Raw genomic sequence first — 15,580 nt, forward strand, 5'->3', positions numbered from 1 at the left:
GAACACCATGCGCCGCCGGTTGCTGATCGCCCTGACCACCCTGCCTTGGGCCGGGCCGCTGTGGGCCTCGCACGGGGGTCCGGGGCGGCTGCTGCCCAGTGCGCGCCGCCTGGGCCAGGCGCGGCTGCGGTTTTTCGGGCTCTCGGTCTACGACGCCAGCCTGTGGGTGGAGCCGGGGTTTGATGTGGCCGATTTCGGTCGCCACCGATTTGCTCTGGAACTGCACTACCTGCGTACGCTCTACGGCAAGGCCATCGCCGAACGTTCGCTCAAGGAAATGCGCGGCGTGGGCAGCGTGAGCGAGGCGCAGGCCGAGCGCTGGCTGAGCGCCATGGTCAAGCTGTTCCCCGACGTCAAGGACGGCGACCACATCACCGGCCTGCACGTGCCGGGAGCGGGCGCGCGTTTCTTTCTCAACGATCAGCCGCTGGGCGAAGTCCCCGACCCCGAGTTCGCCCAACGTTTCTTCGGCATCTGGCTGTCCGCGGCCACTTCCGAGCCGCAAATGCGGGCCCAACTCATCGGCGCGGCCGAGGGGCCACGATGAGCGCCGATCACCCCAGCGGCGCCGCGCTGATGGCGGCGCCCGGAGGTTGGCGCCACGGCCTGCGCTACGGGCTGCTGGGCCTGCCGCTGGCCTTTGCCGCCCTGCCGCTGTATGTCGTCTGGCCCAACCACTATGCCCGCGCCTACGGCGTGTCGCTGGCGGCCCTGGGCGCAGTGCTGCTGGGCGCGCGCCTGTTCGACGCCTTCATCGACCCGCTGATCGGGCGTTGGTGCGACGCCTGGTTCCGCCACTCGCACGGGCGGGTGTTGGCCGTGGTCGGCGGCGCGGCCACGTTGTTGGCGCTGGGTTTTGCCGGGCTGTTTTTTCCGCCGGTCGCGGGCCGCTCGCCGACCGCGCTGCTGGTCTGGGCGGTGGCCTTGTTGCTGCTCACCTACACCGCCTACAGCGTGGTCAGCGTGGCCCACCAGTCCTGGGGCGCCATGCTGGGCGGCACCGAGCCGCAACGCGCCCGTGTGGTGGCCTGGCGCGAGGCCCTGGGCCTGGCCGGTGTGGTGCTGGCGGCGCTGCTGCCCTCGCTGGCCGGCCTGGGCAGCACCGTGGCCGTGTTTGCCACCGGGCTGGCGGTGGGCTGGTGGGCCTGGACGCGTTCGCTGCGGCCGCTCACATCGGCCCCCGACCCGGCCGCGCCCACGGTCTCGTTGTGGGCGCCCTTGCGCCAGCCGGCCTTTGTGCGTTTGCTGGGCGTGTTCATGCTCAACGGCATCGCCAGTGCGGTGCCCGCCACCCTGGTGCTGTTTTTTGTGCAGGACAAGCTGCAGGCCAGTGCGGCGGTGGAGCCGGCCTTCCTGGGCACCTATTTCCTGTGCGCCGCGGCGTCCATGCCGCTGTGGCTGCGGGTGGTTGCCCGCCTGGGGCTGGTGCTTGCCTGGCGCCTGGGCATGGGCCTGAGCGTGGCCGTGTTCGCCTGGGCCGCCTTCCTGGGGCCGGGCGATGTGTGGACCTTTCTGGCCGTCTGCGCCTTGTCGGGGCTGGCGCTGGGCGCCGACCTGGCCGTGCCCGGCGCGCTGTTGGCCGGTGTCATCGCCGATCTGGGTGAGCGGGGCCGGGGCGAGGGCCGCTACGTCGGCTGGTGGAACTTCGCCTCCAAATTCAACCTGGCGCTGGCCGCCGGACTGGCGCTGCCGTTGCTGGCCTGGTGGGGCTATGCCCCCGGTCAGCGCGACGCCCAGGCCCTGACGGCCTTGACCTGGGCCTATTGCGTGCTGCCATGCGGCCTCAAGCTGCTGGCCGCCGCCGGCCTGCAACGTTTCCTTCTTCAAGAGAAAGCCTCCCCATGAAACGACGCGCCGCCCTCAGCGCCCTGATGCTGGTTTCCGCCGGTGGCCTGGTGGCCTGCGCCGGCCCGCAGGTCAGCGACTACGCGGCAGAAAAGCCGGTGCTGGACCTCGCCACCTATTTCAACGGCACGCTGGACGCCTACGGTGTGTTCACCGACCGCACGGGCGCCGTGGTGCGCCGCTTCACCGTGGTGATGACCTGCACCTGGCAGGGCAACGACGGCGTGCTGGACGAGGACTTCACCTACTCGGACGGCGAAAAGCAGCGCCGCATCTGGCGCCTCAAGAAGCTGCCCGATGGCCGCTACACCGGCACCGCGGACGACGTGAAGGGCGAGGCCCAGGGCCAGGCCGCCGGCAATGCCTTCCGCTGGGGCTATACCCTGAGCCTGCCGGTGGACGGCAAGGTCTACGAGGTGCAGCTCGACGACTGGATGTACCTCATGGACGAACGCGTGATGCTCAACAAGGCGGTGATGACCAAGTTCGGCTTCAAACTCGGCGAAGTCACGCTGGGTTTTGTCAAGCGCGCGGGATGAAGGCCATGGGGCTGCGACCGCTCAACACCCCCATGCGCGACTGGCGTGGCCGCCGGGTCTGGGTGGTGGGCGCGTCCTCCGGCATTGGCGAGGCCACCGCCGCCGCCCTGCACCGCGCGGGTGCGCAGGTGGTGGTGTCGGCGCGCAACGCGACGGCCCTGGCTGCCTTCGCCGAGCGCCACCCGGGTGCGACCGCGTTGCCGCTGGACGTGACCGACGCCGCGGCGGTGGCCGAGGCCGCGCGTCGCCTGCTGCACGCTGGTGGCCAGATCGACCTGGTGATGTACTGCGCCGGCCACTACCGCGAGATGCGGGCCGATGCCTTCGACCTGGTCGAACTCAAGCGCCATTGGAGCGTCAACTTCGATGGCGCCCTGCATGTGCTGGCCGCGTTGTTGCCGGCACTGCGCCGCCAGGGCCATGGCCACATCAGCCTGGTCAGCAGCGTCGCGGGTTTCCGGGGCCTGCCCCAATCGCTGGCCTATGGGCCCACGAAGGCGGCGCTGATCAACCTGGCAGAGACCCTGTACCTGGACCTGCGCCACGAGGGCGTGGGCGTCAGTGTGGTCAATCCTGGGTTTGTGGAGACCCCTCTGACCGCCCGGAACACCTTCCACATGCCGGCCCTCATCACACCCCCACAGGCCGCGCAGGCCATACTTGAGGGCTGGGCCTCGGGTCGGTTCGAGATCGATTTCCCCAAACGCTTCACGTGCTGGATGCGCCTGCTGCGGCTGCTGCCGGCGCGCCCCTACTTCGCCGCCGTCGCCCGTTTCACAGGACTCTGAACCGATGGCCTTCCTGACCACCGACACCCGTCTGCAACGCGTGGCCGATTTTTTCGAGGCGCTGTCGCCGGCCGACCTCGAGCACATCGGCATGTACTACACATCCACGGCCCGCTTCAAGGACCCGTTCAACGAGGTGCAGGGCCTGCCGGCGATCCGCGCGGTGTTTGCCCACATGTACGTGGCATTGGACGAGCCGCGTTTTGTCGTCACCGGTGGCATGTCGCAGGGGACAGAGGCCTTTCTGACCTGGGACTTCGTGTTCCGCTTCAAGCGTTTCGACCGCGCCACCGTGCAGACCGTGCGCGGCGCCACCCAGCTGCGGTTTGCGCCCGATGGCCGCATCGAGCAACACCGCGACTACTGGGACGCGGCCGAGGAACTGTACGAAAAACTGCCCGTGGTGGGCGGACTGATGCGCTGGCTCAAGCGCCAGGCGAATACCTGAGACCACCCCGTCGCTTGCCCGCTTCGCGTGGACGCATCCCCCTCAAGGGGCGACACCAGCCGTCCGGCCAAGCCGGCCCGGCGGTGTCTCCCGGGGCGGCGGGTTCACGCGTTTCGGGTGGCGGCGCCAGCGCGAGGGGCCATTGGTCAGAACAATCTGCTCTGATCAGCGATCACTTCAGGCCACCGGCGGGCGCGTGTCGATGAAGCTCTGGCGCAGCGCGAGTTTGTCCGACAGCTTGGCCAGGTTGGGGTGCTCGGTCCGCCAGCCCAGCTCGGGGAAGCGGAAGTCCAGGTAGCCCAGGGCGCAGCCCACGGCCACGTCGGCCAGGCTCAGGTGGATGCCGTGGCAGTAGGGCTTGTCGCCCAGGCCGTGTGCCATGGCCTTGAGCGCACCATGTACCTTGGCCATCTGGCGCTCAATCCAGGCCACGCTGCGCTGCGGGGCATCGCGGTGGGCCCAGGTGGCTTCCAGACGCGCCAGGATGGCGGCGTCCATCAGGCCGTCGGCCAGGGCTTCCCAGGTCTTGACCTCGGTGCGTTCGCGGCCGGTGGTGGGGATGAGCTTGCCCACGGGCGAGAGGGTGTCGAGGTACTCGACGATCACGCGCGAGTCGAAGATGGCTTCGGCGCCGTCCATCACCAGGCAGGGCACCTTGCCCAGCGGGTTGGCGTTGGCGATGGTGGTGTTGTCGGCCCACACGTCCTCCAGCACCAGCTGGTAGTCCAGCTTTTTCTCGGCCATGACGACACGCACCTTGCGCACGTAAGGGCTGGTGAGGGCTCCGATGAGTTTCATGTGGGGGGCTGGTCGTGACGGTGAAGGGGACGGGCCATTTTAGCCACCGGCTCCGTGCCGCGCGGCGGGTGGGTCCAAGCAGGCGTTGTGCCATGCCGGATGGCGCTTCCCTACAATTCCGGGTATGCAAGAACCATCCAAACCCGCCGCCGCCGCCCTGGGCCTGTCGGCACTCACCGCCCTGTCGCCGCTGGACGGCCGCTACGCCCCCAAGCTGGCCACGCTGCGCCCCTTCATGAGCGAATTCGGCTACATGCACCGCCGTGTGCAGGTGGAGATCGCCTGGTTCATCGCCCTGTCCGATGCCGGCTTCAGCGAATTCAAGCCCCTGTCGGCCGCTGCCCGCGCCCACCTGCTGGGCTTGGTTCAGCGCTTCGACGAGGCCGATGCCGCCGCCATCAAGGACATCGAAAAGACCACCAACCACGACGTCAAGGCGGTGGAGTACTGGATCAAGGCACGCTTTGCCGACGCCGCGCTGCCGTCCGATCTCAAGGCCGAACTGGCCGCGGTGCAGGAATTTGTGCACTTCGCGTGCACCAGCGAGGACATCAACAACACCAGCCACGCGTTGCAGCTCAAGGCCGGCCGCAACCAGGTGCTGCTGCCCGGGCTGGACGCGGTCATCGCCAAGCTGCGCGACATGGCCCACGCCTTCGCCGACGTGCCCATGCTCAGCCGCACCCACGGCCAGACCGCCAGCCCGACCACCGTGGGCAAGGAGTTCGCCAACGTGGTGGTGCGCCTGAACAAGGTGCGCGCCGCGATCGCCGAGGTCAAGCTCATGGGCAAGATGAACGGCGCCGTGGGCAACTACAACGCCCACCTGAGCGCCTGGCCCGACTTCGACTGGGAGGCCTTTGCCCGTGGCGTGGTGGAAACGCCCGAACCGCAGGACGTGGCCGCCGGCGCCACCTGGGGCCTGGGCCTCAGCTTCCAGCCCTACAGCATCCAGATCGAGCCGCACGACTACATGGCCGAGCTGTTCGACGCCACGGCGCGCGCCAACACCATCCTGATCGACCTCTCGCGCGACATCTGGGGCTATGTGTCGCTGGGCTACTTCAAGCAAAAGCTCAAGGCCGGCGAGATCGGCTCCAGCACCATGCCCCACAAGGTCAACCCGATCGACTTCGAGAACGCCGAAGGCAACCTGGGCCTGGCCAACGCCGTGCTCAAGCACCTGAGCGAGAAGCTGCCCATCAGCCGCTGGCAGCGCGACCTGACCGACTCCACCGTGCTGCGCAACATGGGCGTGGCCCTGGGCTATGCCGCGCTGGCCCACCAGTCGCTGCTGACCGGCCTGAACAAGCTGGAGATCAACCTGGAGGCCCTGGCCGAGGACCTCGACGCCTCCTGGGAGGTGCTGGCCGAACCCATCCAGACCGTGATGCGCCGCTACGGTGTGCAGGGCGCGTATGAAAAGCTCAAGGAGGTCACGCGCGGCAAGACCGTGACCGCCGAGGCCTTGCACGGCCTGATCCGTGGCCTGGACATTCCCGACGCCGAAAAACAACGCCTGCTGGCGATGACGCCGGGCAGTTACGTCGGCCAGGCCGCCGCCCTGGCGCGCCGCGTCTGACCCAGCGCTGTCCTGTTTCCACCAGAAAGCCACCCTTGCGGTGGCTTTTTTGTGCACCCACGGGCGCGGCTTGAATTGATAAATTCATAACCTTGGGGTACAACCGGTGCAGGCAGCTCCACTTCACCCCATGGCCGCTACCCCACCCGCACCGACCGACTTCAACGATCAGGCCCTGATTGCCCGCCTGGTGCGGCACGCCGCCCAGGTCATCGCGCTGCTGGGTTTCCTGATCGCCGTTGCCCTGGCGCTGGAAGACGGCTCGCGCTCCGACCACGTGCTGCTGCATGTGCTGGTGGGGCTGGTGGGCGTGGCCACGCTGGTCCTGCAGCGTGTGGGCCACCAGCGCGCGGCGGCCTATGTGATGGTGTGGTCCTTCTGGGCTCTGGTGGCGGTGGTCACGGCGCGCAACGGTGGCGCGCGTGGCCCCAGCATGCTCAACTACCCGGTGCTGATCGTCTTTTCCGGCTGGATACTGGGCTCGCTGGCCACCCGCTGGCTGGCGGTGGCCACCGGTCTGTTGTTCCTTGGGTTTGTCTGGGGCCAGGACCAGGGCTGGTTTCCGCCGCCGTACTTTGGTCCACCGGCCCTGCACGCGGCCTACCTCAGCGGCGTGTTGCTGATCACGACCGCCGCCACCCTGCTGTCACGCCGCGACTACCTCAAGCGCCTGGGCGATGCGCGCCGGCTCGCGCGCGATCTGGCCGACCGCGAGGTCGAACTGCGCAAGTTCTTCCTCGCGGTTGAGCAAAGTCCCATCTCCATCGCCATGGTGGACACCGAACACCGCGTCGACTACGTGAACCCGGCCTTCGAGCGCATGAACGGCTGCAGCCGCGCCGAGGTGCTGGGGCGCCTGCCGGGCAGCCTGGGGCTGCAGTCGCCCCTGGTCGACGACGACGTGCTGGCGGTGGTGCAGGACGGCGGCACCTGGGTGGGCGAACGCATGGCGCAGCGTGCCGATGGCAGCGCCTACCCGTCGTATGCCATCGTCATGCCGATCCGCCAGGCCGACGGCCGTGTCAGCCACCTGGTCACGCTCAAGCAGGACTTGTCGGAGCAGAAGGATGCCGAGGAACGCATCCACCGGCTGACCCATTTCGACAGCCTCACCGGCCTGCCCAACCGTCGGCAGATGCTGGAGCGCCTGGCGCTGGACTTCGCGCTCAACCGGCGCCACGGCCGCCTGGCCGCGGTGATGCTGTTCAACATCGACCGCTTCCAGAACGTGAACAACGCGCGCGGGCAGGAGGTGGGCGACCAGCTGTTGCGGGCCGTGGGGCAGCGCCTGCAGGGCCTGCTGCGCGCGGGCGACGGGCTGGCCCACCTGTCGGCCGACGAGTTCGTGCTGCTGTTCCACGAGCTGGGCGACGCCCCCGAGATCGCCAGCCGCAGCGCGCTGAGCCTGGCCGAGAAGATCCACGACAGCCTGACCCGGCCCTTCGAACTGGACGGCCACGACATCATCCTCACCGCCAGCCTGGGCGTGAGCCTGTGCCCGCTGAACGACCAGGACGAACCCGCCGAAGCGCTGCGCCGCGCCCACGCCGCGCTGCGCCGGGCCAAGGACGGCGGCGGGCGCCAGACGGCGTTCTTCGACACCGCGCTGGGCAGCGCGGTCGAGCAACGCTTCCAGGTCGAACGCGAGTTGCGGCACGCGGTCGCGGCGGGCGAACTGCGCCTGTACCTGCAGTCGCAGGTCGACGCCGGTGGCCGGGTGGTGGCGGCGGAGGCCCTGGTGCGTTGGCAGCACCCCGCGCAGGGTCTGATGCCGCCGGCGCGTTTCATCCCGCTGGCCGAGGAAAGCGACCTCATCGTGGCACTGGGCGACTGGGTGCTGGACCAGGCCTGCGCCTGCATGGCCCAGGCGGCGCAGGCCGGGCGCGATCTGCGCCTGTCGGTCAACGTCAGCCCGCGGCAGTTCCGTGAACGGTGTTTTGTCGACCGGGTGCGCGAGCTGCTGGCCGGCCATGGCGTGGCGCCCAGCCAGCTCACACTGGAGGTCACCGAAGGCCTGGTGGTCGATGACGTGGAGCAGGTGGCGGCCAAGATGCGGGCGCTGGCGGGCATGGGCGTGCGCTTCTCGGTCGACGATTTCGGCACCGGCTACTCGTCGCTGCGTTACCTCCGGCGCCTGCCCCTGCACGAGCTCAAGATCGACAAGAGTTTTGTGCAGGACGCGCCCACCAGCACCGACGACGCGGCCCTGGTGGACACCATGCTGTCGGTGGCCGCCCACCTGGGCCTGCGCGTGGTGGCCGAAGGGGTGGAGACACAGGCGCACGCCGATTTCCTGGCGGCGCGCGGGGGCACCATGCTGCTGCAGGGCTACCTCCATGGCCGCCCCGAACCGGCGGCCGATTGGCTGGAGCGCTGGGTGACGGCGCCCAGGCCCGCCGCGGTCTGAGGGCGGGAGGCGGCGGGCGGGTATGCTCGCCCCATGGCCATCAAGTCCACCATTTTCAAGGCGCATCTGCAGATCGCCGACATCGACCACGGCTACTACGCCGACCACGCCCTGACCTTGGCCCGCCACCCCAGCGAAACCGACGAACGCATGATGGTGCGCCTGGCGGCGCTGGCGCTCAATGCCTGGCGCCTGCAGGCCGACTGCAACGGCGACGGCACCCTGGCCTTTGGCGCCGGCCTCAGCGACCCGGACGACCCCGACATCTGGCTGCGCGACTTCACCGGCCGCACCCGGCTGTGGATCGAGGTCGGCCAGCCCGAGGACAAACCCATCCTCAAGGCCTGCAGCAAGGCCGACCGGGTGCTGGTCTACGCCTACGCCTCGTCGGCCGACATCTGGTGGCGCGGCATTCAGTCCAAGCTGACCCGCAGCGACAAGCTGGCGGTGTGGCGGGTGCCCGCCGACGCGGCGCAGGAGCTGGCCCGCATGGCTGAGCGCAGCATGCAGCTGCAGGCCACGGTGATGGAGGGGGCGCTGACACTGGGCAACGGCGAGCGCAGCGTCTCGCTGGAGTGCCTGCCCTTACTGGCCGCCCGCGACTGAGGGCTCGGCGGCACCCCGGTTTTCGGCCGCGCGCTCCGCGTAGCGGTCGAAACGCCAGGCGCTGGCCTCCAGCGTGATGCGGCGCCAGGTGGCCCGTTTCTCGCCCGGGCTCATGCCCGGCCAGTGCTGGACTTCGTCGAAGCTGCGGCCGCAGCCCTTGCAGATGTCGTCGCCCTGGCTGGTGGAGCAGATGGCGATGCAGGGGGTGTCGGGCGTGGTGTCGTACCAGGCCTTCCAGGCCGCGTAGGCCTTCGGTGGCATGGTGGCCTCGTCGGCCTCGCTCTCGCGGTGGTAGACCAGCAGGGCGTAGACCTCGGCCAGGGCCCGCGTCTCGGGCGCCAGCGACACCCCGTCCGGCGACGGCCTGCGCCCGCGCCAGAAGTTGATCGCCGCTTCGATGTCCGTGATGTGTATGCCTGCCATGAGGCGCAGGATGATAACCCTCACGCCTGCCAACGCGCCCCCTTGGGGGGCAGCGACCCGCGCAGCGGTGGAGCGTGGGGGCTCGTTACCTTGCATTCGGCGCGGTCTTCACACTCCAGAGCATGGTGATGGCCAGGATGCCGACCACCACGCCCAGGGACACGGCCACCGGGATCTTGAAGACATCGATCAGCATCATCTTGCCGCCAATGAACACCAGGATCACGGCGAGGCCATAGTTGAGCAGGTGGAACTTGTTCGCCACGGCGGCCAGCAGGAAGTACATCGCGCGCAGCCCGAGGATGGCGAACACGTTGCTGGTCAGCACGATGAAGGGGTCCTGGGTGATCGCGAAGATGGCCGGGATGGAGTCGACCGCGAAGATCACGTCGGTCAACGCCACCAGGGCAATCACCATCAGCAACGGGGTGGCGATGCGCTGGCCGTTTTCCACCGTCCAGAACTTCTCGCCGTCGAAGGATTTGCTCACCGGCAGCACGCGGCGCAGCAGCTTGAGCGCGGGGTTGTCGTCCAGCGAGCCTTCCTTGCCGGCCGCCCACCACATCTTCAGGCCAGTCAGCACCAGGAAGGCACCGAACACGTAGAGGATCCAGTGGAACTGCGCCAGCAGCCAGCCGCCAATCAGGATCATGACGGTGCGCAGCACGATGGCGCCGATGATGCCGATCATGAGCACCCGCTTCTGGAAGGCCGGCGGCACCGCGAAGTAGCTGAAGATCATCAGGAAGACAAAGATGTTGTCGACCGCGAGTGACTTCTCGATCAGGTAGCCGGTCAGGAAGGCCAGCGATTTCTCGTTGGCCAGGGCCACCGAGCCGGTGCTGTGGTGCACCGCCCACCAGAACAGGCCGTTGAAGGCAAAACTGAGCGCCACCCACAGCAGCGACCAGTTGAGGGCTTCTTTCACCCCCACCTCATGGGCGCCCTGTTTTTTCAGGACCACAAAATCGACAAACAGGGAAACGAGGACGATGGCGGCAAAGACAAGCCAAAGCCAGACCGGTGCAACGGTGCTCATGAAAAAGACCTTCCAGTGTTGAGTGTGGTGACACACCCAGAAGGTCTCGCGGGGGCGCACAGCGCGTGTGGCTGGGTCCCTGGCGGCTCCGGAGCGCGCCCGGAGGGCACGCACGTATTGACGGAGGACGCCGCCCTGGCACTGTCACAGGCGTGGACAGCCGGGCTCGCTACTCCCCTTGCGGGTGACAGGAGTGTGTCATGCCACCGCTGGCCTGTGGCCGATGTGCCGAGCCGCCGCGGGGTCTTTGTGACCGTTCAGCGGCGGCCGCGCTGCTCCAGGGCCTCGCGCTCCAGCTCCTGTTGCAGGCGCTCGATCTCGCGCGTGCGGGCGTCCAGGATGGACATTTCGATGTGGTCGGTCTGTGGCAGCTGGCGGGCCAGGTTCTGGGCCGACTTGAAGCGGTCGCGCGCGCCGGCGTAGTCCAGCAGCGCCACCTGGGCCTCGGCGTCGGCGCGCACCGCCCGCAGCGTCTGGCCCTGTGTGTTGTGCAGGGTGGCCAGGGCCTGCCAGGCCGGGGCGTCGGTGGGGTGTTCGACCACCCAGGCCTGCAGCCGGTCGGCCGCGCGTGCCATGGCGTCCGCCTGGTGGCTGGCGCGCGCCGCGCGCGCGCCCAGCAACAGCCCGGCACGGCTGCGCTGGGCCAGGGCGCGTGTGCTCCAGTCGCCCAGGTCGCGGCCATCGAGGCGCCGGCCCGGGCCGGCCTGCGTCAGCACCTCCACCGCCAACGCCTCGACCACCGGCAGGGCGGCGGCGTCCAGCGCCGGCCAGCGCAGCAAGGCCTGGGTGGCCTCGATGGCGGTGTTGACATCGCGTTGCTGCAGCGCCACCAGCGCGGCGGTGTAGCGGCGGGCCGCCTGCGCCGGGCCGGTTTCGGTGCCGGGCTTGTCGGGCGCTTGCAGGTGGTCGCTGGCGCGGGTGCGCTGGCGGTCGGCGCCGGCGTCGCCCAGCACGCGGGCGCGCGCCGCGATCAGCGCGTGCACCCAGGCGTTGTGGCGCCGTGGCGTGGCGCCGGTGTGGGCCGGCTGCAGCGGCACGCGGGCACGCATGTCGGCCATGCGTTCGGTGGTCAGCGGGTGGCTGCGCAGGTAGGGAAAGCCGCCGTCGTCGTTGAGCCGGGCCGACTGCTGCAGGCGTTCGAACATGCCGACGAAGCCTTCGCCCTCGAAGCCGGCGGCGTCCATGACGCCGAAGCCGACCCGGTCGGCCTCGCGCTCCATGTCGCGCGAGAAATTGAGCTGGTTCTGTGCGGCCAGGGCTTGGCCGCCAGCGATGGCGGCGGTGCCGATGTCGGCGTTCTTGGCGGCGCCGGCCGCCAGCACGCCCAGCAGCAGGCCGGCCAGCAGCAAGGGGGCCTGCTGGCTTTGTTTGTCGATCAGGCGCGCGATGTGGCGCTGCGTCACGTGGGTGAGCTCGTGGGCCAGCACCGAGGCCAGCTCGTCGGCGCTGCCGGTCGCCGCGATCAGCCCCAGGTGCACCCCCAGGTAGCCGCCCGGCATGGCGAAGGCGTTGACCGAGTTGTCGCGCGACAGCATCAGCCGCCAGGCAAAACGCTCGGACATGTCGGGCGGCAGTTCGCCGCGGCGGCGTGCCGATTCGAGCAGCGGTGTCCAGAGGCTGTCCAGGTAGTCGGACAGCACCGGGTCGTCGAGGTAGTCGGGGTCGCGGTAGATGGCGCGCGCCATGTGGTCGCCCAGGCGGCGTTCGGCGCTCAGCGACATGGTCTGGCCATCGCCCAGCTGGGGCAGGGCAGGCACATCGCGCGGGGACCTGACCGTCTGGGCCAGCAGCGGAGGCTGCGTCTGCACCAGCAGGGCCAGGGCCAGGGAGGTCAGGGCGGCGCGGCGGCGGCCGGCGTGGGACGTGGACATGCGCCGTATGATGCCGCGTCACCGTAAAGGTTTCGTAACAACATGAACCAGAACACCGCTGCCCAGGCCGCTTCGCCGCTGACCCATTTCGATGCCCAGGGCCAGGCCCACATGGTCGACGTCGGCGCCAAGGCCCACACCCGACGTGTCGCGGTGGCCGAGGGACACATCACCATGCTGCCGGCGACGCTGGCGCTGATCACCGCCGGCAACGCCAAGAAAGGCGATGTGCTGGGCATCGCACGCATCGCCGGCATCCAGGGCGCCAAGCGCACCAGCGAGCTGATCCCGCTGTGCCACCCGATCGCGCTCACGCGCGTGGCGGTGGATTTCGAACTGTTGCCCGAGCGCTGCGCGGTGCGTTGCACCGCCACCGCCGAGACCGTCGGCCAGACCGGTGTCGAGATGGAAGCCCTGACCGCCGTGCAGGTGGCCCTGCTGACCATCTACGACATGTGCAAGGCGGCCGACCGTGGCATGGAGATCGGCGGCGTGAAGCTGCTGGAAAAACACGGGGGCAAGTCGGGCAGCTACGTGCGTTGAGTTCTAAGTGTTTGATTTTTAAGTCGAAATCGACCGACCTTGCTCTCTTGCTCGTTGCGGTTTGAGCCACTTTCGGCGGCTTGCCATGCGGTCTAGCTAGCCTCGAAAACTCGCTTTTGTCCAACGCCTGTCCAAGTGAGAGGCGATATGGCATCCATCCGTCAACGTGCCGACAAGTGGCAAGCAAGGGTTACCCGCAAGGGGTTTCCGGCAGTGGTTCAGAGCTTTGCAACCCGTAGCGAGGCCATTCGTTGGGCAAGGCAAACAGAAGCGGCGATGGACCAAGGCGCGTTCCGGCAAGTAGGCGCCTCCGATGGCATGACACTACGCGAGCTGCTTGAGCGCTACGCAGTTGAGGTCTCGCCACGCAAGCGCGGCAGTCGTGACGAGGTAATCCGCATTCGCGCCATGCAACGGACCAAGATGGCCGGGTAACGGCTGTCCAAAAAGCTGTCAAGCTAGCTTGTGGACACGGTGCGACAGCCTGTCCATAACCGGTCGGTTTTGGTCAACGCTAGAAGAGGTCATCCTCTTGCGTCAAGATTAAGTCGATTTGCGCCTTCAGTCGGTCTTTGTCTGCTTCATAAAGCACTGACGGAATTACCAACCACGCGCGTCTACCACCGGTTAATCGCACAGGGATGCGATCGTGTCCCGCCTCTTCGGGCGCCTGGAGCTCAGAAGGCGACAAACTGGCGGGCTGATGGCGAGGTGAGGGCACAGGATTGGCTTCGGGGCTGGGCCCGTTTGCGATCTCACCCTCAACCGCTACGGGCGACTCTTTTGCAGGCTCGTCGAATACTCCCGCGAAAACTACCGACTTCTGGAATACACCGACAACACTTTCGGCTGTCCCGGGCAAGAACCCGCGCTGGATCAGCTCGTAACGCAGGTTCCCTTCTGATGGCAGTCCGCCCTGATAGCGATCCACCAACTCCGCGAAGAGCGGCGGATTTGTCAAAAAGCGCATCAAAAAAGATCGCTTGAGCTCCTCGCTGGGTGCGAATTTATAGGCCTCAACATCCTTGGTGACTGCAAAGAATCCCTCCTTAGGGCGTTCCACTAGGCCGTAGTACCGAAGTGACGCCAATGCCGAGAGAGCGTTTCCGTTATTCGCACTCTTGTATCCCATGTGCTGAGCGACGACGTCCGATGGGGCGGGGTGCAATCGTTCTTTGTCGTAGACCCGAAAAGCTCGCTCCAGTGCCTCATCAAGAGCGATCGACGGGGCTCGAGGACTCTTCCTGCGTGGCTGTACAACTACCATTGGGGCTTTCTAACGAGTGACTGTTCGGTATGAGTGGCTTTATACGCGGCGAAAAACGTTTTGATTATACGCACACCCGTTTACTTGTGTGGAAGACATCAAGAAATCACTTGTGTCCTTGATACGCAAAGGAAAAAGTTGACCAGAATCATCGTTTTCATGTTTCATGAAACGAGAAAAATTGGCTTTTTCTGGTAGGATGCACAAAAATTCATGTTTCATGAAACGAGAAACTGGCGTCAAACGTCGAAAAAATAGTTATGAACGACACGAAACAGGCAGCCCTGAAGCCACAAGACCTCTTGGTCGCACTCAAGCTAGCGGTAAACCCCGCAAGGGAGTACTTGCTTGTGGAGTTGGCTAATGAGCTCCGAATGCCTATCTCAGTGGTTCACGGATGCATCCGGCGAGCAGAGCTTGCTAAGTTGGTGAGCCGCTCCTCCGGCTCAATCCGGCCACTGCGCCCATCTGTGAAGGAGTTTGTGATTCACGGCGCTAAGTACGCCTATCCAGCCCAACTCGGCAGTTCATCGCGCGGCATCCCGACGGCCATAGGCGGGCCAGTGCTCGCTAAACATTTTGAGAGAATCGAGGCGCCACCAGTTTGGCCGTCGCCGGAAGGGACGCATTGGGGTGTTTCTGTGTCACCTCTTCATCCCGCAGTATTGGGTGCCATAGAGCAGGACGAGCCCCTTTACGAAGTTCTTTGCCTGCTCGATGCGTTGCGCGTTGGGGCTGCGAGGGAGCGCGAGATCGCAGTACGCGAGCTAGAAATCAGATTTGGATGATCGGCATGGAAGACCCCAACATAGCAGGCGTTGAACTGGTTGCTGCTGCCCTCGGTTCCTTGTGTGAAAAACTGGTCCTTGTTGGAGGCTGCTCCGTCGGACTCCTGATTACTGATCATGCTCGACCGCCCATTCGGCAGACGATCGACGTGGACTTGGTCGCCCAAGTGGCCTCAATTGGGGACTACTACGGTGACCTTCATCCCAGCCTAAAAGACCGCGGATTTGTCGAGCATGCTGACGCTGCCCACTTCTGTCGCTGGACGAAAGGAAGCCTCATCGTTGACGTGATACCGAGTTCGGACATCTTCGGGCACTCCACGAATATCTGGTACGAGCAAGTCGTTCAGCAGGCCAACAGAGTGACGCTCCGGACTAGTCAGGAGATAAGAGTTATCTCTGCGCCACTATTCATCGCAACAAAATTGGAATCGTTTGCGAGCAGAGGCGGTGGAGACTATCTGCATCACGACATGGAAGACATCATCAATGTCGTTGACGGTCGCCCTGAACTCGTCGAAGAAATGAGCGCGTCAGATCCTCTAGTCAGCGCTTTTGTCGAAGATGAAATGGACAGGCTGTTGTCGGACCATACATTTCTGGAGCTTCTTCCGGGGCATTTTCGTACAGATGCCG

General features: G+C 66.6%; 16 protein-coding genes. 11 read left to right on the plus strand and 5 right to left on the minus strand.

All coding sequences use genetic code 11. From position 1 onward, the window contains the following. Positions 1–7 precede the first annotated feature (7 nt). The 5 genes from AAHB17_RS17995 to AAHB17_RS18015 are packed head-to-tail and all read left to right on the plus strand — an operon-like array spanning position 8 to position 3,620. Positions 8–547 (plus strand): chalcone isomerase family protein, encoded by a 540-nt coding sequence (locus AAHB17_RS17995; RefSeq protein ID WP_342132085.1) that lies wholly within the window; start codon positions 8–10, stop codon positions 545–547. Then, positions 544–1,845: an MFS transporter gene (locus AAHB17_RS18000; RefSeq protein WP_342132087.1), complete on the plus strand. Its 1,302-nt coding sequence runs from the start codon at positions 544–546 to the stop codon at positions 1,843–1,845. Before AAHB17_RS17995 ends, AAHB17_RS18000 begins: the two co-directional genes overlap by 4 nt. Next, entirely contained in the window at positions 1,842–2,384 is a 543-nt protein-coding gene (locus tag AAHB17_RS18005) for a DUF3833 domain-containing protein (protein WP_342132089.1), read from the plus strand. The genes AAHB17_RS18000 and AAHB17_RS18005 overlap by 4 nt, the downstream gene beginning before the upstream one ends. 5 nt (positions 2,385–2,389) lie before the next feature. Continuing rightward, a complete protein-coding gene (locus AAHB17_RS18010; RefSeq protein WP_342132091.1) occupies positions 2,390–3,172 on the plus strand; it encodes an SDR family NAD(P)-dependent oxidoreductase in 783 nt (260 codons plus the stop codon). A 4-nt stretch (positions 3,173–3,176) separates the two neighbouring features. Then, the gene (locus AAHB17_RS18015) at positions 3,177–3,620 is read left to right on the plus strand and encodes a nuclear transport factor 2 family protein (protein WP_342132093.1); all 444 of its coding nucleotides are present in this window, start codon (positions 3,177–3,179) and stop codon (positions 3,618–3,620) included. Positions 3,621–3,797: 177 nt separating this feature from the next. Here the strand turns inward: AAHB17_RS18015 and AAHB17_RS18020 are convergent, their stop codons facing one another. Beyond that, positions 3,798–4,418 (minus strand): glutathione S-transferase N-terminal domain-containing protein, encoded by a 621-nt coding sequence (locus AAHB17_RS18020; RefSeq protein WP_342132095.1) that lies wholly within the window; start codon positions 4,416–4,418, stop codon positions 3,798–3,800. A gap of 124 nt (positions 4,419–4,542) precedes the next feature. On the opposite strand from AAHB17_RS18020, the gene purB reads away from it, so the two are divergent. From purB to AAHB17_RS18035, 3 genes are all read left to right on the plus strand, one after another. Beyond that, entirely contained in the window at positions 4,543–6,000 is a 1,458-nt protein-coding gene (purB, locus tag AAHB17_RS18025; RefSeq protein ID WP_446719617.1) for an adenylosuccinate lyase, read from the plus strand. 130 nt (positions 6,001–6,130) lie between these two features. Continuing rightward, entirely contained in the window at positions 6,131–8,407 is a 2,277-nt protein-coding gene (locus AAHB17_RS18030) for a putative bifunctional diguanylate cyclase/phosphodiesterase (RefSeq protein WP_342132097.1), read from the plus strand. 33 nt (positions 8,408–8,440) lie between these two features. Next, complete coding sequence (locus tag AAHB17_RS18035; protein ID WP_342132099.1) at positions 8,441–9,013, plus strand: YaeQ family protein; 573 nt, start codon at positions 8,441–8,443, stop codon at positions 9,011–9,013. Here AAHB17_RS18035 and AAHB17_RS18040 read toward each other — a convergent pair. The 3 genes from AAHB17_RS18040 to AAHB17_RS18050 all read right to left on the minus strand — a co-directional run bounded on the left by AAHB17_RS18040 (position 8,993) and on the right by AAHB17_RS18050 (position 12,346). Further along, positions 8,993–9,436 (minus strand): DUF3717 domain-containing protein, encoded by a 444-nt coding sequence (locus AAHB17_RS18040; protein ID WP_342132101.1) that lies wholly within the window; start codon positions 9,434–9,436, stop codon positions 8,993–8,995. The genes AAHB17_RS18035 and AAHB17_RS18040 overlap by 21 nt on opposite strands. Before the next feature lie 85 nt (positions 9,437–9,521). After that, positions 9,522–10,475, minus strand: a complete 954-nt coding sequence (locus tag AAHB17_RS18045) for a TerC family protein (RefSeq protein ID WP_342132102.1) — start codon at positions 10,473–10,475, stop codon at positions 9,522–9,524. A gap of 257 nt (positions 10,476–10,732) precedes the next feature. After that, positions 10,733–12,346 (minus strand): M48 family metalloprotease, encoded by a 1,614-nt coding sequence (locus tag AAHB17_RS18050; RefSeq protein ID WP_342132104.1) that lies wholly within the window; start codon positions 12,344–12,346, stop codon positions 10,733–10,735. Between the two features lie 42 nt (positions 12,347–12,388). On the opposite strand from AAHB17_RS18050, the gene moaC reads away from it, so the two are divergent. Both moaC and AAHB17_RS18060 read left to right on the plus strand, forming a co-directional pair. Continuing rightward, a complete protein-coding gene (gene moaC, locus AAHB17_RS18055; protein WP_342132106.1) occupies positions 12,389–12,889 on the plus strand; it encodes a cyclic pyranopterin monophosphate synthase MoaC in 501 nt (166 codons plus the stop codon). Positions 12,890–13,036: 147 nt separating this feature from the next. Continuing rightward, on the plus strand, positions 13,037–13,324 hold the full coding sequence (locus tag AAHB17_RS18060; protein WP_342132107.1) for a hypothetical protein: 288 nt from the start codon (positions 13,037–13,039) through the stop codon (positions 13,322–13,324). Positions 13,325–13,403: 79 nt separating this feature from the next. On the opposite strand, the gene AAHB17_RS18065 is transcribed toward AAHB17_RS18060, so the two are convergent. After that, entirely contained in the window at positions 13,404–14,021 is a 618-nt protein-coding gene (locus tag AAHB17_RS18065; RefSeq protein WP_342132108.1) for a hypothetical protein, read from the minus strand. A gap of 928 nt (positions 14,022–14,949) precedes the next feature. Here AAHB17_RS18065 and AAHB17_RS18070 point away from each other — a divergent pair. Beyond that, the coding region (locus tag AAHB17_RS18070; RefSeq protein ID WP_342132110.1) for a hypothetical protein at positions 14,950–15,580 on the plus strand (631 nt) is incomplete at its 3' end.

Origin of the sequence: Hydrogenophaga sp. OTU3427 (assembly GCF_038440225.1) — a bacterium.
Taxonomy (GTDB): domain Bacteria; phylum Pseudomonadota; class Gammaproteobacteria; order Burkholderiales; family Burkholderiaceae_C; genus Hydrogenophaga.

Coding starts and splice junctions, on each gene's coding strand:
- AAHB17_RS17995 (WP_342132085.1), top strand. CDS start 8: ATGCGCCGCCGGTTGCTGATCGCCCTGACCACCCTGCCTTGGGCCGGG.
- AAHB17_RS18000 (WP_342132087.1), top strand. CDS start 544: ATGAGCGCCGATCACCCCAGCGGCGCCGCGCTGATGGCGGCGCCCGGA.
- AAHB17_RS18005 (WP_342132089.1), top strand. CDS start 1,842: ATGAAACGACGCGCCGCCCTCAGCGCCCTGATGCTGGTTTCCGCCGGT.
- AAHB17_RS18010 (WP_342132091.1), top strand. CDS start 2,390: ATGGGGCTGCGACCGCTCAACACCCCCATGCGCGACTGGCGTGGCCGC.
- AAHB17_RS18015 (WP_342132093.1), top strand. CDS start 3,177: ATGGCCTTCCTGACCACCGACACCCGTCTGCAACGCGTGGCCGATTTT.
- AAHB17_RS18020 (WP_342132095.1), bottom strand. CDS start 4,418: ATGAAACTCATCGGAGCCCTCACCAGCCCTTACGTGCGCAAGGTGCGT.
- purB (WP_446719617.1), top strand. CDS start 4,543: ATGCAAGAACCATCCAAACCCGCCGCCGCCGCCCTGGGCCTGTCGGCA.
- AAHB17_RS18030 (WP_342132097.1), top strand. CDS start 6,131: ATGGCCGCTACCCCACCCGCACCGACCGACTTCAACGATCAGGCCCTG.
- AAHB17_RS18035 (WP_342132099.1), top strand. CDS start 8,441: ATGGCCATCAAGTCCACCATTTTCAAGGCGCATCTGCAGATCGCCGAC.
- AAHB17_RS18040 (WP_342132101.1), bottom strand. CDS start 9,436: ATGGCAGGCATACACATCACGGACATCGAAGCGGCGATCAACTTCTGG.
- AAHB17_RS18045 (WP_342132102.1), bottom strand. CDS start 10,475: ATGAGCACCGTTGCACCGGTCTGGCTTTGGCTTGTCTTTGCCGCCATC.
- AAHB17_RS18050 (WP_342132104.1), bottom strand. CDS start 12,346: ATGTCCACGTCCCACGCCGGCCGCCGCCGCGCCGCCCTGACCTCCCTG.
- moaC (WP_342132106.1), top strand. CDS start 12,389: ATGAACCAGAACACCGCTGCCCAGGCCGCTTCGCCGCTGACCCATTTC.
- AAHB17_RS18060 (WP_342132107.1), top strand. CDS start 13,037: ATGGCATCCATCCGTCAACGTGCCGACAAGTGGCAAGCAAGGGTTACC.
- AAHB17_RS18065 (WP_342132108.1), bottom strand. CDS start 14,021: ATGGGATACAAGAGTGCGAATAACGGAAACGCTCTCTCGGCATTGGCG.